The sequence below is a fragment of the Archangium lipolyticum genome (genome assembly GCF_024623785.1).
GTDB classification, from domain to species: Bacteria; Myxococcota; Myxococcia; order Myxococcales; family Myxococcaceae; genus Archangium; species Archangium lipolyticum.
In genome coordinates this window covers 83,205-104,454 of the sequence record NZ_JANKBZ010000031.1, presented here as the reverse complement: position 1 = coordinate 104,454, position 21,250 = coordinate 83,205, and the positions used below count along the sequence as shown (strand labels likewise).

Annotated in this window: 15 protein-coding genes; 13 read left to right on the top strand and 2 right to left on the bottom strand. The window is 70.2% G+C overall.

What is annotated here, in order from left to right:
• Positions 1-19: 19 nt before the first annotated feature.
• The 11 genes from NR810_RS41480 to NR810_RS41430 all read left to right on the top strand — a co-directional run bounded on the left by NR810_RS41480 (position 20) and on the right by NR810_RS41430 (position 15,827).
• The gene (locus tag NR810_RS41480; protein ID WP_257460780.1) at positions 20-901 is read left to right on the top strand and encodes a DUF58 domain-containing protein; all 882 of its coding nucleotides are present in this window, start codon (positions 20-22) and stop codon (positions 899-901) included.
• Entirely contained in the window at positions 898-1,911 is a 1,014-nt protein-coding gene (locus tag NR810_RS41475; protein ID WP_257460778.1) for a hypothetical protein, read from the top strand. Before NR810_RS41480 ends, NR810_RS41475 begins: the two co-directional genes overlap by 4 nt.
• Entirely contained in the window at positions 1,886-2,896 is a 1,011-nt protein-coding gene (locus tag NR810_RS41470; protein ID WP_257460776.1) for a vWA domain-containing protein, read from the top strand. Before NR810_RS41475 ends, NR810_RS41470 begins: the two co-directional genes overlap by 26 nt.
• Positions 2,896-3,951, top strand: a complete 1,056-nt coding sequence (locus NR810_RS41465) for a VWA domain-containing protein (RefSeq protein WP_306818955.1) — start codon at positions 2,896-2,898, stop codon at positions 3,949-3,951. Before NR810_RS41470 ends, NR810_RS41465 begins: the two co-directional genes overlap by 1 nt.
• 11 nt (positions 3,952-3,962) lie before the next feature.
• Entirely contained in the window at positions 3,963-4,961 is a 999-nt protein-coding gene (locus tag NR810_RS41460; RefSeq protein WP_407653881.1) for a tetratricopeptide repeat protein, read from the top strand.
• Positions 4,945-6,843 (top strand): BatD family protein, encoded by a 1,899-nt coding sequence (locus tag NR810_RS41455; RefSeq protein ID WP_257460772.1) that lies wholly within the window; start codon positions 4,945-4,947, stop codon positions 6,841-6,843. Before NR810_RS41460 ends, NR810_RS41455 begins: the two co-directional genes overlap by 17 nt.
• Positions 6,840-7,589 carry a tetratricopeptide repeat protein gene (locus NR810_RS41450; RefSeq protein ID WP_257460770.1) on the top strand — a complete coding sequence of 250 codons (750 nt, stop codon included), beginning with the start codon at positions 6,840-6,842 and terminating at the stop codon, positions 7,587-7,589. Before NR810_RS41455 ends, NR810_RS41450 begins: the two co-directional genes overlap by 4 nt.
• Positions 7,586-8,278 carry an ABC transporter ATP-binding protein gene (locus NR810_RS41445; protein ID WP_257460768.1) on the top strand — a complete coding sequence of 231 codons (693 nt, stop codon included), beginning with the start codon at positions 7,586-7,588 and terminating at the stop codon, positions 8,276-8,278. Before NR810_RS41450 ends, NR810_RS41445 begins: the two co-directional genes overlap by 4 nt.
• Before the next feature lie 273 nt (positions 8,279-8,551).
• Positions 8,552-11,602 (top strand): poly(A) polymerase, encoded by a 3,051-nt coding sequence (locus NR810_RS41440; RefSeq protein WP_257460766.1) that lies wholly within the window; start codon positions 8,552-8,554, stop codon positions 11,600-11,602.
• A gap of 146 nt (positions 11,603-11,748) precedes the next feature.
• Complete coding sequence (locus tag NR810_RS41435) at positions 11,749-14,607, top strand: ELWxxDGT repeat protein (protein WP_257460764.1); 2,859 nt, start codon at positions 11,749-11,751, stop codon at positions 14,605-14,607.
• 83 nt (positions 14,608-14,690) lie between these two features.
• Entirely contained in the window at positions 14,691-15,827 is a 1,137-nt protein-coding gene (locus tag NR810_RS41430) for a hypothetical protein (protein WP_257460763.1), read from the top strand.
• Positions 15,828-15,847: 20 nt separating this feature from the next.
• Here NR810_RS41430 and fliB read toward each other — a convergent pair whose 3' ends face one another.
• A complete protein-coding gene (gene fliB / locus NR810_RS41425) occupies positions 15,848-17,149 on the bottom strand; it encodes a flagellin lysine-N-methylase (RefSeq protein WP_257460761.1) in 1,302 nt (433 codons plus the stop codon).
• 79 nt (positions 17,150-17,228) lie between these two features.
• On the opposite strand from fliB, the gene NR810_RS41420 reads away from it, so the two are divergent.
• On the top strand, positions 17,229-18,467 hold the full coding sequence (locus tag NR810_RS41420) for an amylo-alpha-1,6-glucosidase (RefSeq protein WP_257460758.1): 1,239 nt from the start codon (positions 17,229-17,231) through the stop codon (positions 18,465-18,467).
• On the top strand, positions 18,464-19,423 hold the full coding sequence (locus NR810_RS41415; protein WP_257460757.1) for a carbohydrate kinase family protein: 960 nt from the start codon (positions 18,464-18,466) through the stop codon (positions 19,421-19,423). Before NR810_RS41420 ends, NR810_RS41415 begins: the two co-directional genes overlap by 4 nt.
• A gap of 15 nt (positions 19,424-19,438) precedes the next feature.
• Here the strand turns inward: NR810_RS41415 and NR810_RS41410 are convergent, their stop codons facing one another.
• Positions 19,439-21,151 (bottom strand): S8 family serine peptidase, encoded by a 1,713-nt coding sequence (locus tag NR810_RS41410; protein ID WP_257460756.1) that lies wholly within the window; start codon positions 21,149-21,151, stop codon positions 19,439-19,441.
• Positions 21,152-21,250 lie beyond the last annotated feature (99 nt).

The following is a 21,250-nucleotide window of genomic DNA, read 5'->3' as shown; positions in this document are numbered from 1 at the left end:
GAGGCCGAGGGAGCGCGCCGTGCTCGCCAAGGACATCATCCGCCGCATCCGCAAGCTGGAGATCCGCACCCGCAAGGTGGTGTCGGACATGCTCGCGGGCCAGTACCACTCGGTCTTCAAGGGCCGGGGCATGGCCTTCTCCGAGGTGCGGCAGTACCAGCCCGGTGATGAAATCCGCATCATCGACTGGAACGTCACCGCCCGTATGAACGAGGCCTACGTCAAGGTCTTCACCGAGGAGCGCGAGCTCACGGTGATGCTCCTGGTGGACGTGTCCGCCTCCAAGGAGTTCGGCTCTCGCGAGCGCTCCAAGTCCGAGGTCGCCGCCGAGGTGGCCGCGCAGATCGCCTTCAGCGCCATCGCCAACAACGATCGGGTGGGGCTCATCCTCTTCTCGGACCGGGTGGAGAAGGTGGTGCCGCCGCGCAAGGGCCGCACGCACGTGATGCGGCTGGTGAGCGACATCCTCACCTTCCAGCCCAAGGGCAAGGGGACGGACCTCGCCGCCGGGCTCACCTACCTGAACCGCGTGGCGCGCCGGAAGACGGTGACGTTCCTCATCTCGGACTTCCTCACCCAGGGCTACGAGCAGCCGCTGCGCCTGGTGGGCCGCAAGCACGACCTGGTGCCCGTGGTCATCGCGGATCCGCTGGAGCAGGAGTTCCCCCGGCTGGGCCTGGTGGAGATGGAGGACCCCGAGACGGGCGAGCGCTTCGTGGTGGACACGAGCGACCCGCTCGTCCGGGGCCGCTTCGCCCGCGCCATGCAGGCGCAGCGCGAGGAGCGGCGCAAGCTGTTCAAGAAGTTCGAGCTGGACCACGTGGAGCTCAGCACGGGCGATGACCATGGCATGGCCCTGGTGCGCTTCTTCCGCGCCCGGTCCCGGAGGATGGCGGCATGAGGTGGCTGGCGCTCTCCGCGGTTCTCTTCGTCTCGCCGGCCCAGGCCCAGGCCCCGGCCGCTCCCGCTCCGGCCCAGGCCGCCGCGAAGCTGCCGGAGGTGGAGCCCTCGGGCTTCCAGGCCAGCGTGCAGCCCGAGCGGGTGCTGCTCGGCGAGCCCTTCACCTACGAGCTCGTCATCACCCACCCGGCCAACCAGCGCTACGAGCTGGAGCTGCCGCCGGACCTGGGGGACTTCGAGCTGCTGTCCCAGGCGCGCACGCCTCCGCAGCCCGGCAAGGAGCCCGCCGTCACCCTGTTCCGGTTGAAGCTGTCCGCCTTCAACCTGGGCATGGTGACGCTGCCGGACGTGCCCTTCCTCGTGTCCACGCCGGACGGCCCCAAGCGCTTCGTGGCCCCGGGCCGCACCCTCGAGGTGGGCTCCACCCTGCCCGAGGACGCCGAGTCCAAGGGCGCCGACCTCAAGGACATCCAGCCGCCCACCGAGGTGGCCATCCGCTCCTGGATGCTCCTCTGGGCGCTGCTGGGGGTGCTGGCCGCCGCCGTGCTCGGATGGGTGGCGTACCGGCTCTTCCAGAAGTACCGCAACCGTCCCCAGGTGGCCGTGGAGCCGCCCGCGCCCCTGGACGTACGCACCCGCCGGGCGCTCGAGGCACTCAAGGCCGAGAACCTGCACGCCCAGGGCCGGGTGAAGGACTTCTACTTCCGGCTGTCGGAGATCGTCCGTGGCTATCTCGGCGAGCGCTACGGCTTCGACGCCCTCGAGTGCACCAGCTCGGAGCTGATGGCGAAGCTGCGGCGCATGCACACCCCCGGCTTGCCCGAGGATGGACTGCTGCGCTTCGTCTCCGAATCCGACATGGTGAAGTACGCCCGCGCCGAGTCCTCGCCGGAGTCCTGCGGCGCGGCGTTGGCCTTCGGCTACGAGTTGCTGGACAAGACCTGGCCCCCTCCACCGCCCCCCGGGGCCGCCCCCTCCGTGTCCCATGCTTCCGGACCTCGCGTTCCATAGCCCCGAGTACCTGTGGGGATTGCTGCTCGTGCCGGTCCTGCTGGCATGGGCCTGGCGTGAGCGGCGCTCCCGTGCCGCGCTGCGCTTCTCCGCGGCGCACGTGCTCGCCCGCCAGGGCCGCGGCCTGCGCACGTACATGCTGCCGATGCTGCCCTTCATGCGCGCCTTCGCGGTGGCCGCCGCCATCGTCGCGCTCGCCCGGCCCCAGTCCCGCGACGCGCGCGTGCGGGACTTGAGCGTCGAGGGCATCGACATCGTCGTCGCGCTCGACCTGTCCACCTCCATGGAGGCCGGCGACTTCCGTCCGCAGAACCGCCTCCACGTGGCCAAGGAGGTGCTCGCCGAGTTCATCTCCAACCGCGTCAACGACCGCATCGGCCTGGTGGTGTTCGCCGGCGCCGCCTACACGCAGGCGCCCCTGACGCTCGACTACGGCGTGCTCAAGGAGGTGCTGCGGCAGCTGCGCACCCGCGTGCTCGAGGACGGCACCGCCATCGGTGACGCGCTCGCCACCGCGCTCAACCGCCTCCGGGACTCCGAGGCCAAGAGCCGCGTGGTGGTGCTCATCACCGACGGCGACAACAACTCCGGCAAGATTTCTCCGCTGGACGCGGCGCACATGGCGAAGTCGCTGAACATCCCCATCTACAGCATCCTCGTGGGCAAGGGCGGTAAGGTGCCCTTCCCGCAGGGCACGGACCTGTTCGGCAACACCGTCTGGCGCGAGACGGAGATTCCCATCAACCCCGAGCTGCTGCAGGACATCGCCGACTCCACCGGCGGCGAGTACTACCGCGCCACGGATCCGGAGGGCCTCAAGCAGGGCCTCCAGAAGGTGCTGGACTCGTTGGAGCGCTCCAAGCTGATGGAGGGTGGGGCCACGGCCAACTACCGCGAGGACTACCACCCGTACCTGCTGCTGGCCTTCGGACTCGCCGCGCTGGAGCTCTTCCTGCGCGCCACCATCCTGAGGGTGTTCCCGTGATGCTGACGGACCCCTGGCGCTTCTCCATCCTCGGCTACCAGGTGGGGCTCGCGAAGCCCGCCTTCCTCGGCCTGTGCGCGGTGGGGGCCCTGGTGGGCACCCTGGCCCTCGTGTCCGCGCTGCGCCGCCGCGGCCGCGTGCGCGCGCTGCTGAATGAGCGGCTCGTGGACAAGCTGGCCCCTGGCACCTCGCGCTGGCGCCCGGCGGTGCAGGGCGGCTTCTACGGTCTGGGGCTGCTCCTCTTCGGGCTGGCGCTGGCCCAGCCCCAGTGCGGCACCAAGAGCGAGCTGACGAAGCGGCGCGGCATCGACGTGGTGGTGGCGCTGGACGCCTCCAAGTCCATGCTCGCGCGCGACGTGCAGCCCAGCCGCCTGGAGCGCGCCAAGCTGGAGCTCACCACGCTGCTGGACGAGCTGAAGGGAGACCGGGTGGGCCTGGTGGCCTTCGCGGGCGATGCCTTCATCCAGTCGCCCCTCACCTCGGACTACTCGGCGGTGAAGCTCTTCCTGCGCGCGGTGGAGCCGGAGCAGATGCCCCAGGGGGGCAGCAACATCGGCGACGCGCTGATGCTGTGCAAGCAGCTGCTGGAGAACGCGGACCGGGGCGCCAAGGAGAAGGTGGTGGTGCTGCTGTCGGACGGCGAGGACCTGGTGGGCGAGGTGAAGGAGGCCGTGGCCGCGCTCAAGGAGGCCAACATCCAGGTGCTCACCGTGGGCGTGGGCTCCGAGCAGGGCGAGCCCATCCCCGTCTACAACCGCCGTGGCGAGTTCGTGGACTACAAGAAGGACTCGAGCGGGGAGACGGTGATTACCCGCATGGACCGCGGGGGCCTCACCAGCATCGCGGAGGGCACGGGCGGCGAGTTCTATTACCAGCCTCGCGGCGTGGCGATGGCGCAGGTGCTGGATCGCATCGAGAAGATGCAGAAGAGCGAGCTGGAGAGCCGCGTCACCGTCCGCTACGACGAGCGCTTCCAGACGTTCGCCCTGCCGGGGCTGGCGTTGCTGGTGATGGGGATGTTGCTGCTGCCGTCCTCACGCCGGAGGTCGTCGTGAGCAGGGGAGTCATGGGCATGCGCGCGGGAGTCTGGGCGCTCCTGGCGGTGGCGCTGGCGCTGCCGTCCGGGGCGGGGGCCGCGGGGCTGCTGGAGAAGGAGCACCCGCTGATTCAGCAGGGGCGGCAGGCCTACGACGCCGGCCGCTTCGAGGACGCCCTGTCGGCCTTCGAGCAGGCGAAGAAGGAGCGGCCGAACGACCCGGCGGTGGAGTTCAACCGGGGCGACGCGCTGATGAAGCTGGGCCGCTACGACGAGGCGAAGCAGGCCTTCCAGAGCGTGTCGGAGGCCAACGCCAACCGGCCCGAGCTCCGCCAGAAGGCCACCTACAACCTGGGCAACGTCCACGCGATGACGGGCAACACGCGCGAGGCGCTGAAGGCCTACCGCCGCGCGCTCACCCTGGATCCGTCGGACGCGCAGGCCCGGCACAACTACGAGGTGCTGCTCAAGAACCTGCCTCCGCCCCAGAAGGGCGGCGCGGACGGTGGCACGGATGGAGGCCAGGACGGGGGCCAGGATGGCGGCCGCCCGGACGCGGGCCCGGATGCGGGTCAGCAGGATGGTGGTACGCCCAATGATGGGGGCTCCGACGGCGGCAGCGACGGAGGGATGGATGGGGGCCAGGACGGCGGGCAGGACGGCGGCGCTGGTGACGCGGGTCCGCAAGATGGTGGCGGGGGCGATGGAGGCCAGGGGGACGGCGGCCAGCAGGATGGGGGCGCCGATGCGGGTGGGGACGGCGGCCAGGGCGATGCGGGCGCGGACGGGGGCCAGGGCGATGGCGGCCAGGGAGACGGGGGCCAGGGCGAGGACGAGGGCCAGGAGTCCGACGGTGGCACCGAGGGCGAGGCGCAGGAGGTGGGCGACGCGGGTGTCAACCCGGAGGAAATCGATCGCCAGGAGGCCGAGCGCCTGCTGGATGCGATGAAGCAGAACGAGAAGAATCTCCAGCTGTGGCGTTTCCAGCAGAAGAAGCGGCCGAGGAATCCCAATGAGAAGGACTGGTAGCGGCCATGCGGCGCTGGCCGCGATCGCCCTGTTGCTCACGGCGATGCCGGCGTGGGCGGCCATCGAGTTCTACCAGGCGGTGGACCGCAACGAGGTGGGCACGGAGGACGTCTTCCAGCTCACCGTGGTGGTGGTGGATCCGCCCGACAACGCCCAGGTGCAGTTTCCGGCGCCCGACGACTTCGAGGTGCTGTCGTCCTCGCAGAGCACCCAGCGCTCCATCGAGATGAGCGGGAGCGGTCCGCCTCAAATCCAGACGGTGCGCAAGCACGTGCTGATGATGCGGGCCAACCGGGCGGGCAACCTGACGATTCCGCCGGCCGTGCTCACCTCGGGAGGCCGTACCTATCGGACCGAGCCCATCAAGATGACGGTGCGCAAGGGCCACGTGGGGCCTCCGCCCGGACAGGCGTCGCGCCAGCGCCAGCAGCTGCCGGATCCGTTCCGCAACTTCCCGGGCTTCGGCAACATGCCGGACCCGTTCGCGGATGAGGAGGAGCAGGAGGAGGACCCGCGGGACCCGGCGCGCGAGGACATGCGGATTCCGCGCGGGGACTCGGACCTGTTCCTGCGCGCCACGCTCGACAAGAAGCAGGTGTACGTGGGCGAGCAGGTGACGCTGTCGCTCTACATCTACTCGCGCGTGGACCTGTCCAGCGTGGACGCGGTGACCATGCCTAAGCTGGAGGGCTTCTGGAGCGAGGACGTGGACAGTCCCACGCAGCTCTCCGGTGAGCAGCGCATCGTCAACGGCGTTCCCTACCGCACCTACCTGCTGCGCCGCCGCGCCATCTTCCCGGTGAAGAGCGGCACGCTCCCCATCACCCCGGCCGAGGCGGACATCACCACCGGCTTCCTCTTCGCCGGCCACCGGGTGCACCGCGTCTCCAACGAGCTGAACGTGGAGGTGAAGCCGCTGCCGCCGGGGGCGCCCAAGGGCATGTCGGGCGCCAACGTGGGTGACTGGAAGCTGTCCATGGACGTGTCCCAGACGAAGGTGGAGCTGGGCCAGCCGGTGACGGTGAAGGTCATCCTCGAGGGCTCGGGCAACGTGAAGAACGTCACCCCGCCCAGGCTGGAGGCCCCCGCCGCGCTCAAGGTGTACGAGCCGAAGACGAGCGACAAGGTGGTGCCCAACAAGTGGCGCATCCAGGGCAGCCGGGTGCAGGAGTACCTGGTGATGCCGCAGCGCACGGGCTCCTTCACCCTGCCGGCACTCGAGTTCCCCTATTTCGACCCGAAGACGGGCCGCTACGAGGTGTCCCGCACCGAGCCGGTGGCGCTCACCGTGGAGCCCGGGGCGGGTGGGGTGGCGTCCGCTCCGGCCGCCTCGCCCACGCAGCTGGCGGACGCCGCGGCCGAGCAGAAGAACGTGCTGACGGCGGGAGGCCTGCGCCCGCTGCGCTACCAGGCCCGCTTCGAGGAGCCCGCGGCGGCGGTGTGGCAGCGGCCCTTCTTCGTGCCCGCGGTGCTGACGCCGGTGGGGCTGCTGATGGCCCTGGGCGTGGTGGGGCTGGTGCGCGGCCGGATGTCGCGCGAGGACGAGGGCAGCCGCAACCGGCAGCGGGCCAAGGCCGCGCGCAAGCGGCTGGCCGAGGCGGAGAAGCTGCGCGGTGGCAGCTCCAGCGCCTTCTACGGCGAGGTGGAGAAGGCCGTGCTGAACTTCCTGGAGGCCCGGCTGAAGGTGCCGGTGGGTGGCCTCACCCGCGACGCGCTGGAGGCGAAGCTGGCCGAGTCCGGAGTGGACGCGGAGCGCCGCCAGCGCGTGCGCTTCGTGCTGGAGGCGTGTGACGCCGGCCGCTTCGCCCCGGGTGCCGAGCCGGCCGCCCGCGAGCGGATTCTCGATGATGCCGCGGCCGTCATGGAGGGCTGGGACAAGTGAGCGCCATCACCGCCATCCTCGTGGCCACGCTGCTGGGGCAGGGCTACTACTCTCCCGAGGAGGCCCAGACCCTCTTCCAGCAGGCCAACGAGGCCTTCTACAAGCAGGACTATGCCGCCGCGCGCGAGGGCTACGAGAAGCTCGTGTCCCGTGGCTTCGGGGGCGCGGACATCCACTACAACCTGGGCACCACGTACCTGGCGCAGGGCGACCTGGGGCGCGCGGTGCTCTCCTTCGAGCGCTCGCGCCGGGCTGGCGGGGATGGCCCGGACCTGGAGGCGAACTTCGCGCTCGCCCGGGCGCAACAGCTCGACAAGGTGGTGGGCAACGCCCCCGAGGAGCCCTTCGTGCAGCGCGTGGTGGGCGCCACGAGTGGCAACCTGGTGGCGTGGGCCTTCCTCGGGACGTGGCTCGTGGGCTTCGCCTTCCTGCTCCTCTTCCGCTTCCTGCGCCCGGGCCGGCGCACCTGGGCGGCGGTGGTGGGGGCCGTGTTCCTGGTCGCCTCCTTGCCGTCCGGCGCGCTGCTGGCCGCGCACGTCTGGGTGCACGAGACGCTGCACGAGGCCGTGGTCGTCGCGCCCACGCTGCGCGCGCGTGAGTTCCCTCGCGACGAGGCCAAGGTGTCCTTCGAGGTGCACCCCGGCCTGAAGGTGCGCGTCATGGAGGAGACGGGACGCTACGTGCGCATCCGCCTGCCCAACGGTCTGGAGGGCTGGGCCGAGCGGGACGGGGTGGCGGAGATATGATCGAAGCCGTCGACGTGGCGAAGGTGTACCGGCGCGGGCGCATGGAAGTGCGTGCGCTGGCGGGTGTGTCGTTGACGGTGCCGCGAGGGGAGTTCCTCTCGGTGATGGGGCCCTCGGGCTCGGGGAAGAGCACACTGCTGAACCTGCTGGGCGCGCTGGACGTGGCGGGCTCGGGGTCGCTGAAGATCGACGGGCGGGAGCTGTCGCGGATGAAGGACGACGAGCTGTCCGCCTTCCGCCGCGAGCGGCTGGGCTTCGTGTTCCAGTTCTTCAACCTGATGCCCACGCTGACGGCGCTGGAGAACGTGATGCTGCCGGGCCTGCTGTCGGGCAAGGCGCAGGCGGAGCTGCGGCGGCGGGCCGAGGTGCTGCTGGAGACGGTGGGCCTGGGAGGCCGCACGCACCACCGGCCGGACGAGCTGAGCGGTGGAGAGATGCAGCGCGTGGCGGTGGCTCGGGCGCTGCTGGCGGAGCCTGCGGTGCTGCTGGCGGACGAGCCCACGGGGAACCTGGACTCGCGCACGGGCGCGGAGGTGCTGCGGATGCTGCGCGAGGCCACGCGGGAGCGCGGGCTGACGGTGGTGATGGTGACGCACGATCCGAAGGCCGCGGCGGTGGGAGATCGCATCGTGCGCCTGGCGGACGGGCGCATCGTCGGCGACGAGCGGGTCCAGGCTCAGGCTGCTTGAATCCGTGTAGGTCCCCTCTCCCTCTGGGAGAGGGCTAGGGTGAGGGTATTTGTTCCATTGCCCTCACCCGTGTGACAGCGCACAGGGGCAACCCGAGCGCTCCCCAGACCCTCACCCCGTCCCTCTCCCAAAGGGAGAGGGTCTAACTTGATTGGTCACTGTGTAGGTCCCCTCTCCCTCTGGGAGAGGGCTAGGGTGAGGGTCTTCGTCCCACGGTGTTTGTCAGTCCCGGTACGAGCGTGGCGTCTGGTGCGGCTCGCGAGGACCACGCCCATGTCTCAAGACAGATTCCAGACCAGCCGAGAGGTGTACCATCGCATCCGCTGGGACCCCCGATTCGACGGGCGTGAGTTCGTCATCGGCTTCGACGCGCACGGCGAGGCCCTGGAGGAGATTCCCTTCGTGGCCTTCGTCCCCGATGGGGAGATTCCCTGGCACCGCGTCTGGTACTTCCGGCGTGGCCACGAAAAGGTGTGGGACCGTCGCGAACGCATCGACCGGCTATCGACCCTCACCTTCGATCCTCCGGAAGAGCCCGCACCGCCGCCGGCTCTTCCTCCTCCTCTCCCGGTCGAAACGACTCCACGCTTCACGCCGCTGCCGTTCTACCGCTACGACACGCGAGCCAATGCCTGGGCCGGGGCAGAACGGATGATCGGCGGCACCGAGGCCCTTCCTTCTCCGGCGGAGCTCACGGTCGCCACGTTCAACGTCTTATATGACCTGTACGACCCGGAGTTGCTCGACACGGGCCGGCGGACCTCCGCGGCGATCTCCCTGCTGCGTTCGGTCGATGCGGACATCATCGCCCTGCAGGAAGTCACCGAGCCCTTCCTCCGCGCGTTGCTCGAGAAGCCGTGGGTGCGTGAGCACTACTTCCTCTCGGAAGGACCCTCCGCGGCTACCGTCCAACCCTACGGGCAACTCCTTCTCTCCCGCTTCCCGTTCACTTCACTGAGCCAATGCGTCTTCTCCCGTGACAAGCGCGTCATCGCGGGCGAGCTCACGCTCCCGGGCGGCACGCTCTGGGTGGCCACGCCGCACCTGACGAGCAATCGCGCTCCATCGGGCAGCGCGGCTCGAGCTGCTCAGGTCCGGGCGCTCATCGATTGGACACGGTCGCTCGGGAACGAAGAGGGTGGGGCGCCCGATGTGCTGCTGGTGGGTGACTTCAATTTCGGCGACGGCGCGCCCGAGGCCCAGGACTTCGAGAAGGCCGGTTTCGTCGATGCCTGGACGGCGCTGCGGCCGGGCGACGCGGGGTACACGTTCGACCCGTCCCGCAACTCACTCGCCGCGCTCACGACCACCTCTGGTCAGTGCCAGCGCTATGACCGGGTGCTCGTGCGTTCGGCATCCGGCCGGCTCGTCCCGCGCGAGGTGGGCCTCTTCGCCGAGGCGCCACTCTCGGGTCCCCCGGCTCCCGGAGGGGATGCGCTCTTCGCGTCGGACCACTTCGGGTTGAGTTGTGTGCTGCACCGTGGTGCCGCATCCGTCCGGACCCCGGCTCACGAGCCCCGTGAGGCCTCACCCCGGGTGCTCACGGTACCGCCCGTCCACCAGTCCGCCGTGGTGCTCATCCCACCCGAGGAAGCGTGGGCCCCCATCCAGGCCCTGCGCGCGGTGCACGACTCGAAGTACGAGCGCTGGATGCCGCACGTGACGCTGCTCTACCCCTTCGTGCCGGAGGAATACTTCGGCGAGGCGGAGGCGCTCATCGCGGAAGCGCTCCGGGACATCGAGCCCTTCGAGGTGATGCTCGCCGGCTTCGAGCACTTCGAGCACCGCGCCAGCGTGACGGCCTGGCTCCGCCCGGAGGACCGGCCGCACGGCGCTCTGAAGGCGCTGCAATCCGCGCTCGAAGCAGCGCTCCCCCACTGCGACGAGCAGGGCCGCAAGTCCGAGCGCGGTTTCACACCGCACCTGAGCATCGGGCAGCTCCCACGCGCGGCGGCCTCCGAGACCCGGCGCACCTTGGCGGCATGGGAGAAGGAATGGCGCCCGCTCCGCTTCGAGGTGCGCGAGGTCTGCCTCATCAGCCGGCGTGGAAATGAGCCGTTCGAGGTGCGTCGCCGCGTGCCGCTCGGCGGAGGCAGACGCTCCTCGGACGAGGTGCGCCGAGCGCGCCAGTCCGCGGTGGGCAGGTTCGAGTCCCTGTGCGCCCGGCTCGGGACGGCGCTCCACCCGTATGGCTCGTACCTGCTCGGCACGGACGATGCCGGGAGTGACGTGGACGCGGTGGCCATCGGACCCGCGAGTCTGTCTCGCGAGGACTTCGCGGGGGCGCTCGCCGGACTTCTGGGAGGGCAGGGCGGAGCCGCGAGCGCGCGCTTCGTGGCCGATGCCGCCATCCCCATGGTGAAGCTGGTGCTCGACGGCGTGCACTTCGACCTGTCGTACGCGCGCCGGCCCGAGGGTGTGGCGCCCTGTCCCCCCGCGGAGTTGCTGGAGCTGCATGGCGCGCAGCTGGACACCGCGAGCTTCCGCTCGGTCAACGGCTGGACCGATACGCGGGCGCTGCTCGACTGCGTGGAGCGGGAAGGGGCGGGGCTCGAGCGCTTCCGCACGGTGCTGCGCGCCGTGAAGGCCTGGGCCAGGGCTCGCGGCGTGTACTCGCATGCGCTGGGCTACCTGGGCGGGTTGTCGTGGGCGGTGCTGGTGGCCTGGGCGTGCACGCGCGCGCCTCGTGAGGCCACCCGCTCGGACAGCGCGCTGCTCGTGCACTTCTTCGAGACGTTCGCCTCCTGGCCGTGGCCTCGCCCCGTGACGATCACCCCCGAGACGGCGCGTTACCAGCTCGGCAACCTGCGAGACCTCATGCCGGTGGTCGCGCCCTCGCTGCCGCCGCGCAACACCGCGCGCAACGTGTCTCGCTCGACGCTCCAGGTGCTGGGCGACGAGCTCGCCCGGGCGCGTGACGTGGTGCGGAGGGCCCGTGCCGAGGGGGCCGTGGAGGCCTGGGACGCGCTGTTCGAGCCGGCGGACCTCGAGAAGGAGCTGCCCGTGCGGCTGGTGGTCTCCGTCGAGGCGCCCTCACCCGAGGCTCGCGAGGCGACCGCGGGCTGGGTGCTCGGGCATCTCACGGCGCTGGTGTACCGGATGGAGTCCGACCGCAGGCTCTTCGCGCGGCCCTTTCCGAATGCACGGTCCGAAGGCCCCTTCGTCATCGGCCTCTCCTCGCGGGGTCATGATGGCGCCGAGGTTCTCTCGATACGCCCTGGAAGCGCGCTCGCGCGGACGGTGGACGACTTCCACGCGTCCTTCCGGGAGTGGAGCCACCGCCCCGCTGGTGCATCACTCTCCGTCGAGCTCGTTCCGCGTTGACCCGGAGCATCAACTCCGGGCGGGCGCGCCCGTCTGGCATCCGACAGCCACCACCCTCCCTGGCGCGGTTGTTCCGGGAAGGCCGTGTACTCAGTTTACGTACCTCCTCGTGATTCGAGTGGTTTCACTCACCAGGAAGGTGCTCCATGTCGGCCATCTCGCAGACTTCGCGGCTCCTTCTTCCGGTACTGGCCCTCGCCCTGGCCTGCGGGCCCGTGTCCGCGCCTCCTGCCGAATCCGAGCAGGCAGGCGCGCCGGGCTCGGCCGCGGAGCATGCGGAGCTCTCCACATGGCGTGATGGCGTGGGCAACGCTTCCCGCGTGGAGGACATCGCCCGGGGTCAGCCCGGCTCGGCGCCTTCCTCGCTGACGGATGCCGCTGGGAGACTCTTCTTCATCGCCACCGACGCGGAGCATGGCACCGAGCTGTGGCTGAGCGACGGCTCCAGCCGAGGCACCCGCCTGGTCGAGGATCTCACTCCCGGGCCCGAGAGCTCGGAGCTGCACGCGCTCACCGCGGTGGGCCGGACGCTCTTCTTCGTCAGCGCGACTCCGGACTACCGCGCCGAGCTGTGGAAGAGCGATGGCTCCCCGGATGGCACCTCCCGTGTCATGGACATCGATCCTGGCACCAGCGTGTATGGGTCCGCGGAGCTGACCGCCTTCCGGGGGTCGCTTTTCTTCATCGCCACCGACGCGGAGCACGGCACCGAGCTGTGGAAGAGCGATGGCACTCCCGGAGGGACCTCCCGGGTGGTGGACCTCGTCCCCGGGCCCGCGGGCTCCTACCCCCGGGAGCTGACGGTGGCGGGGAGATACCTCTACTTCTTCGCCGCGCGCGCGTTGTGGCGGACCGATGGGACGGAGGCGGGCACGGTGCTCATCCGCCGGTTCGAATCCGAGGACCCGGATGAGTTTCCCTCGTTCCTCTCCGCGACCGGCGCGGACGGGACGCTCTACTTCTTCATGTTCTTCGACTACGAGGATCGCGAGGACCCGCCCCTCTCCGTGACGTTGTGGAAGAGCGATGGCACGCCGGAGGGCACGGTGGCCCTCGCGGAGGTGAGGACCCCGAATGAGGACCTCGACGCCTTCTCGATGACGGCCGCCGGGCGCCGCGTCTTCTTCCCCTCGAGTGACCCGGCCGCTGGCGTCGAGCCGTGGACGAGTGACGGCACGCCGGGTGGCACCCACCGGGTCGTGGACCTGCGGCCCGGTCCGGACAGTTCGCATCCCCGGGAGCTGACCGCGCTGGGCGGGGTGCTCTACTTCTCCGCGTACGTGCCGGGCCTCGGCGATGAGCTGTGGCGGAGTGATGGCACGCCCGAGGGCACCCGGCTCGTCAAGGACATCCGCTCCGGAGAGCGCAGCCCCAGCCTCGCCTTCCTGAAGGCCGAGGGCGGGCGCCTCTTCTTCACCGCCCACGAGCCGGGCAGGGGCCATGAGCTGTGGACGAGCGATGGGACACGCGGGGGCACCCACCGGGTGGACGAGCTCGCCCCGGGTGCCTTCTCCTCCTCGCCCCGCTATTTCACGCGCTCCGGCGCGCGGCTCTTCTTCGTGGCCCAGGACCGCTACCGGGGCGCCGAGCTGTGGTCCGCGAAGCTCGACTCCCGCGGCCTCCTCGCTGGGGCCGGGCTCCTCTCCTCGGCGAGCAGCTCGATGTCCTCGGGCTCGGGTCCCGCGTACCCGTTGCAGGACATCATCCCCGGCCTGGCGGATCCGTCCCTGTACTCGGCGGTCGACGCGGGCGGGCGGCTGTTCTTCTTCGCTCGCGACCTGAGCACGGGGATCGAGTTGTGGACGAGCGACGGCACGCCCGAGGGCACCCGGCTCGTCAAGGATCTCCGCCCCGGCCCCGAGGGCTCGATCTCTCCCTTCACCTATGCCCGGGCCATGGTGGCGCTCGGGAGGCGGGTCTTCTTCACCGCCGATGACGGTGTTCACGGAGACGAGCTGTGGACGAGTGATGGCACGGAAGCGGGCACCCGGCTCGTCAAGGACATCCTGCCCGGCTCCGGCTCGAGTGGCGCCGTCCCGTTCGTGGCGGGCGGCGTGCTCTTCGTCGTCGCCGATGATGGCGTCCACGGAAGCGAGCTGTGGCGGAGTGATGGCACGGAAGCGGGCACCGTGCTCGTCGAGGACATCCATCCTGGCGAGTCCGGTTCGGGTCCGTCCCAGTTGAATGAGCTCCGGGGCTCGCTCATCTTCCTCGCCAGCGACCCCGTGCATGGGCCCGAGCTGTGGCGGAGCGACGGCACGCCCGAGGGCACCTTCCGCGTGTCGGAGACCGACATCGGCTTCAGGTACGAGCCGATGAAGGTGGTGGGGGACCTGCTCTTCTTCACGGCCGAGGATTGGGTGCACGGCTACGGCGAGGAGCTGTGGCGGAGCGATGGCACGCCCGAGGGCACCTTCATGCTGGGCGACCTCGCACCGGGTCTCCAGGGTTCCTACCCCGCGACGATCACCGACGTGGACGGGAAGGCCTTCTTCTTCGCCTACAACCAGGTCCACGGCCGGGAGCCCTGGGTGAGCGATGGCACGCCCGAGGGCACCCACCTGTTGAAGGACGTGAGCCCCGGTGACTCCTGGTCGGTCTTCTATCCGGGAGTGGGTGCCGCCAACGGGGGGATGTTCTTCTTCGCCGCCCATGCCCCCGGCTACGGCGAGGAGCTGTGGAAGAGCGACGGCACCGCCGCGGGCACCGTGCTCGTCGAGGACATCCGTCCCGGTCCGGACTCCTCGACCCTCTGGTCCGAGCTGTACAGCGTGGAGGACACGCTCCTCTTCGGCGCCGATGATGGCGTCCATGGCGCGGAGCTGTGGATGAGCGACGGCACGCGCCGCGGGACACGTCTGCTTCAGGAGCTCGTCCCTGGCCTGAAGGGCTCGATGCCCTTTCCCCGGTACTTCATCCGCTCCGGGAGGAACGTCTTCTTCCTCGCCGATGACCTGGCCACCGGCAAGGAGTGGTGGGTCCTCCCCGTGCGTTCGTTGGACTGAATGGCCGGAGGATGTCTCCTCGGTGTCGGGGATGGAGTCTAGGCTCTGGATTGTTCCATTCAGAGCTTCCCCTTGGGGCGAACATGTCCGAGCAACACCCTTCTTCGAACCCTCCCCAGCCCTCCGGGCTCATCGAGCCGTGGGAGTACCGCGATACCGAGGCCTTCAAGGTCGTCGAGCGGCTCCACTCCAAGGGCGTGGAGGAGCTGATTCCTCCCAGCGCGACCCAGCATGACGCGGGCTTCGAGCTGCACAGCTGCATCGTCGAGCTGCACCGGACGATGCGGCAGAACTACCTGCAGATGATCCACCGCGTGGGCCGGAACATCTACCCGCTGATCATCGCGCGGGACACCGAGCCCGAGATGGATCGCTCCGACTTCGGCCGCCAGGGCGTGGGAGGCACGTACACGCTGTACCTGGAGAACGGCGAGACGCATTCCGTGCGGCCCACGCCTCGCGCGTACGAATTGCTCAAGTGCCTCGCGCACATGCCGCTGGGGTTGTTCACCCTCGTCAGTCCCTACTTCCAGAACCCGGCCGCCACTTCGTGGATGGAGGGGATGCTGGCCTACCAGCGGAAGGTGAAGCTCGCGCTGGAGTCCTTCACGCACGGCGCCGGGTCCCTGGACGCCGCGCACCGGCCCTGGGTCCAGTCCATGCTGGAGCTCACGGACGGCTATGTGGAGCGGACGCTGCGCAAGCGCAGTATCACCGTGGCCGATTACGAGGCCTACACCACCGCGATGCGGCCCCTCATCCGGCTGTCCATGGACACCGCGGGGAAGCTCCAGGTGGACGCGGTGATGACAGCCATGCTGCGGTGGAAGCAGATGCTCGGGCCCGCCGAGTGGAAGAAGCTGTACGTCGTCGTTCCCACCATCTGGCCGGTGGCCGAGTACAGCCCTCGCTGGCAGATCTTCCGCAGCATCATGGACCCCGAGGAGGTGGACCTGCGATTGCTGGTGGCCAATGGCATCACGGGTCCCAACATCGACGAGCAGATCCGCGACCTGTTGGGCCGCATCGTGGCGGACCGGCTCGCGGGGCGTCTGGTGTTCGGCGTCGAGGACGAGCGCGGCCGGCGGATGACGCAGTGTCTGTCGTCTCCGACGGACGTGGTCTCGGACTCGGCGTACAAGGCCATCCAGGAGTTCTCCGCGCGCTCCGGCGGGGGCTGCCCGGTGGCTCATGGGAACCGGGGCCCGGCGGGTGGGTAGCGGGGCCTCGCCCCCGCCGCTCAGAACGCCGCGAAGACGAGCACCTTGCCCAGCGTCTCCGCGCCGCGCCCCTCGCCCACGAGCCCCTCGGCGAGCGTGAGGAAGCCCGGCGCCTGCTCCACGTGCTTCGCCATGAGCTGGAAGGTCTCCACCGCCGCCCGGTCCAGTTGCTCCCGGGACCCGGCGGTGGGGGAGGGCTCGAGGCAGAGCTCCGCCACCCGGGGATGGCCCACGAGCGTCAACCGGAGCAGTCCCACCCGCAGCGCCAGGCGGAACACGTACGCGAGCAGGCTCGGCGTATCGGTGAAGGGGGCCCGCCAGAGATGGTGGAGGGTGGAGTTGTGGAAGTAGCGGTGCACCCGCTCGCCGTGCAGCGCTTCCAGGCGGTGCCACCGCTCGGCGTAGGTGCGCCAGGCCGTGTCCAGATCCGCCGGGCCGCCTTCGTCGAGCCGGAGCGACTCCAGCACGCCACGCACCAGGGTGGTGAACCGTTCTCCACGGCCGGTCGCCATCCGCGCCCTCAGCACCGAGGTGAACAGGCCCACGCACGGGCCCCCGGGGAGGGTCAGTCCGCCGAAGTCCCGGTGCACGGCTTCCAGTACCTCCGGGGACTCGACGCGCTGGAGCTCCTCGCTCAGCCGTACCTCGGCCCCGGTACGGGCCTCACCTTGGAAGGACTCCGTTCCCCGGAAGTAGAAGCCGTCCAGCCCGTGGGCCAGTTGCCCCAGCATCGCGAGCCGCGAGGCCAGTGGATACTCGCGCCGCCGCACCAGTCGCAGCAGTGCCGCGCGCACCGTCTCCGCATGGAAGGTGTACGCGTCCTTCTCGTGCACCGGGAGGGCTCTCGCCGCCTCCGGCCGCGGGACGTACCGTGACAGGGCGGGCACGGGCTCCGGCTCCACCGCGTCCTCTTCCAGCAGACACTGGCGCGCCACCTCCGGGCAGGCGAGCGTCCCCGAGACCTCCACCCGCTCGCCCCACTTCGTGACGACGCGCGGGAAGTTGGCGCAGATGTCCGGCAGCACGGCGTCACCGTGACGGCGCTGGAGGGCGCAGAGCCGCTCCGTATCCAGGAAGGGGCAGTGCCCGTCCGGACGCATCTGGATGAAGGCCCGCTCCGAGGGCGCTCCGCCGGGATTGGGCTGGAGGTGCTGGTGCAGGTGCGCCGCGTCCTCCGGGCTGTTCGCCACCGCCTCGTGCATCCGGTGCAGGTGCGCCTCGCCCACCGGCACCTTGAGTCCCGTGCAGCAGGTGTCCTCACAGCGCTCGGCAATGCAGCGGAAGCGGGTCATGTAGCGCAGCAGGGTGGTTTCAGTGGACATGGAGTGTTCGGAGTCTACCTTCATCCGGAGCCAACCCGGCTTCGACCCTGGCAGCTCGGCTAATCTTTCTCGGTCTCCCATGGACGACATCGCCTATGCCCGCGCCAGGAAGCTGCTGTCCGACTCCGTTACCGGGGAGGGTTTCCTGGCCAGCCTCACGCCCACCACCAACTACCGGCGCATCTGGGCCCGGGATGGAATCGTCTGCGGCCTCGCGGGGCTGCTGACCGGAGAGGCGCGTCTGGCCGAGGCACTGAAACGGACCCTCGAGACCCTCGCCGCCCACCAGTCTCCGCTGGGGCACATCCCCTCCAACGTCCACGAGGAGGCCGGCACGCGCCGGGTGAGCTTCGGCGGCCTCGCTGGCCGGGTGGATACGGTCCCGTGGTTCATCATCGGCGTGTGCCAGTACGCCCACTTCACGGGAGACCGCTCCTTTTCCCAAGCCCTGCTGCCGGCGTTGCGCAAGGGGTTGCGGTTGCTCCAGGCCTGGGAGTTCAACGAGCGGGGTCTGGTGTACGTGCCACAGTCCGGTGACTGGGCCGACGAGTACATCCTCCACGGTTACGTGCTCTACGATCAGGTGCTGCGGCTCTGGGCCCTGCGCTGCTTCGCGGACCACTTCCAGGAGCCGGCCGTGGCCGAGCAGGCCGTCCGCCTCACCCGGCTCATCCAGACCAACTACTGGCCCGTGCCGGAGGCTCCTCGGGAGGAGGTGTACCATCCCCGGGCGTACAGCCTGGCCCTGGAAGGGCAGGGGCCGGGGTCCTACTGGCTGAGCTCCCTGGCGCCAGGGGGCTACGACACGAAGTTCGATCTGCTGGCCAATGCGTTGTGTGTCCTGTTGCGGCTGGGCGAGGCCGGGCAGGACGCGCGGCTGGCCGCCCATGCGCGGCGGCTCGCGGAGCCGCCCACGGGACTGCTGCCCTCGTTCTGGCCGAGCATCCTTCCGGGCGAGGAGGGCTGGAGCGCGCTCCAGGCCAACTGCCGCTATGGCTTCCGGAACGCCCCGGGCGAGTTCCACAACGGTGGCCTCTGGCCGGTGTGGAATGGCTGGTGGGGCGCGGCGCTGTGCGCCCTGGGAGAGCGGGAGCGGGCTCGGGAGCTACTGTCGGCCATCCACAGGCTCAACCAGCTGGATGCCGAGGGCTCCGAGTGGGGCTTCTATGAGAACTTCCATGCGCGGACGGGCCAGCCGTTGGGGACTCGCGTCTGCACGTGGAGCGCCGCCGGGGCCGTGTTGCTGCACCACTTCCTGGAGGGGAAGTCCCTCTACTTCGGTGAGGCGTCCTCCAGCCCACCCGGTCCACGGCCATGAGCACAGAGGGTGGGGACACGGTTTACGGCCTCGTGGCCGCCGGTGAGCTGCTGGTGGATCTCATCGGACAGGAGCCGGCCGGGAGTCTCGGGCAGGCACGCACCTTCGAACGCTTCCAGGGAGGCAGTCCCTCCAATCTGGCCGCCAACATGGCGCGTCTGGGTCAGCGGGTCGCCGTGGTGTCCTGCGTGGGCGATGACTCGCTGGGGACGTACCTGAAGGAGCAGGTGGCCGCCACGGGCGCCGATACCCGTTACATCGCCGTCGACTCCGTGGCCCCCACCAGTCTGGTGGTGGTGTCCCGCTCGGAGGGCACGCCCGACTTCGTCGCCTACCGGGGGGCCGACGTCCAGCTCCAACCCCACCACCTCCCCCAGGAGCTGTTGCGGCGGTGTGCCGTGCTCCACACCACCTGCTTCGCCCTGAGCCGCGAGCCGGCGCGCTCCTCCCTCCTGGATGCGGCCCGCGAGACGGTGGCGGCCGGGGGACAGGTGAGCCTCGATGTGAACTACGCCCCTCGCATCTGGCCCGATCGGCGCGAGGCGCTCGAGGTGGTGGCCGCCTGGTGCTCGCACCGGGCGCTGGTGAAGGCCAGTGGTGATGACGTGGAGCGGCTCTTCGGAACGGGAGCGCTCACGCGGGAGCAGGCCCTCGATGCCTTCCACGACATGGGCGCTTCCCTGGTCTGTCTGACGCTCGGGAAGGAGGGCAGCCTGATCTCCACGCGGCGCGGCGAGACGCCCCTCCGCATTCCGGGCAGGCCCATCCAGGTCGTCGATGCCACGGGAGCGGGCGATGCGTACTGGGCCGGCTTCCTGACCGCGTGGTTGCGCGGTCATCCGCCAGCGCTCTGCGGGAAGGCCGGCGCGAACCTGGCGGCCCTCAAGCTCGGGTGGCTCGGTCCCCTGCCGGCGAGCCTCCCCGAGACGGTCTTGTTCGAAGAGCCCCGTGGTTAGTGGCTGGCGTGGCGCTCACGGGCGCTTCTGGAGTGCGTCGAGCGCCGCCTTCGCCTGCACCAGCCCGTGGCCGGATTGCGCGTCGTGGCCCTGTTCGCCCAGGTCCCTCGCCGTTTCCTCCAACAGCGAGCGCACCTCGGAGGCCTTCATCGCCGGGCGCGCGCTCCACACCAGTGCCGCCACACCCGACACGTGCGGAGCGGCCATCGAGGTGCCCGGGAAATAGGCGTAGTCCACGCCCCGCAGGTTCACGTGCGTGTCCCGGCCCAGGTGCTTGAGCACGGATGCGCGCGACTCCCGGCCCACCGCCAGTGTCGGCACCCAATTCTTGCCCGGCCCATCCAGGGCCAGCTGCCAGTCCTGGCTCTCGGACTCGTCCGTCCCGAAGATGATGGCCCGCGCGCCCTGCCGTATCACGCTCTGCGCGATGCGCGAGGCCGAGCTGCTCCCGGTGAGCCGCACGTAGGCCACGAAGCCATCACACGTGCCTCCCTTGCACCCCTGGCCCTCGCCCATGCCGCAGTCGATGAGCTTGCCCGTGTACTCCCCCGCCGGCGCGAAGAAGAGCGAGCGGGAGTCGAACGGCTGCCCCTGCGCGTCGAGCTGCGCCACCGTGGCCCCCTGGAGGGTGACGGAGGAGAGCACGTTCACGCCGGGGGCCATCAGGCTCAGCGTCTCGCCCCCGTTGGAGAAGGCGGCCACCTCTTCCAGCTCGTCCACCGCGCCCACGGCCAGCACCGAGGGGAAGGCCGCCGGATAGCTGAGCGGCGCCTGGTTGCCCGGGCTGCTGTCGTTCCCCGCGGCCGCGACGACGAGCATCCCCGCGTCGCTCGCGGCCTGGAAGGCCTCCTGCGCCGTGCGCCCCATGTTCACCGGCGAGCCGAGCGACAGCGAGGCGATGCGTGCCCCCTGCCGCTGGCACCACTCGAGCGCCAGGAGCACCTTGCTGACGCTGGCGCGCTCCTGCACGTTGAGCACCCGGGCGATCAGCAGCTCCGCGCCGGGGGCCACGCCCACCATGCCGTTCGGGCTCGAGTTCGGGTACGTCGCGCCCCCCGAGGACAGCTGGGCCGCGATGATGCCCGCCACGTGCGTGCCGTGGCCGATGCCCCGCACGCCGTCCGTCTCGTCGCTCGGGTCCTCGTCGTCGTCCACGAAGTCGTAGCCGGCCACGTAGGGAATGGTCAGCTCGGGGTGCCGCCGGTCGATGCCGCTGTCGATGACGCACACGCGGATGCCCGCGCCGACCGGCGCTCCCGTGTCGAGCACGCCGTCCTCGTTGGCGTCCCAGACCCCCGGTGCCTGCACCATGCGCACCGCGCTGGTGTACTCCTCCACCGAGCCGGCCAATATGGGCGTGCCGAGCGCCCGCAGCTCCCCATCCGGCTCGATGCGCTCCACGTCTGGATCCTCGGCGAGCCGGGCCCGTTCCTCGTCCGTCAGGCGCGCGGCCACCGCCGGGATGGAGCGGTACTGCGCCTTCACCTGTCCGCCCAGCCGCTGGACCGCGGCGGCGCTCACCCGGCCGCCCTGGCGGTAGCGCACGATGAAGGACTCGCGGCCGTCCCTGGGCTCAGGCGTGGACCGGGGCGAGGCTGGCGCCGGCTCGGGAACGGCGCCCGCGGCCACATCCGTGCACGCCTTCTGGCGCTGCTCCGAGATGTCGTACTCCGAGTTCGAACACGCCGTCAGGAACAGAAGCCCCAGAAGTCCCCATCGCCGCCCCATCGCCGCCCTCCTTCGCCGCATCGGGAGGAGGTGGGACGCGGCCCCCGTGGAGACCAGGGGCGGTCAAAGCTTCCAATTCCACGGAAGTACCCGGGTTCA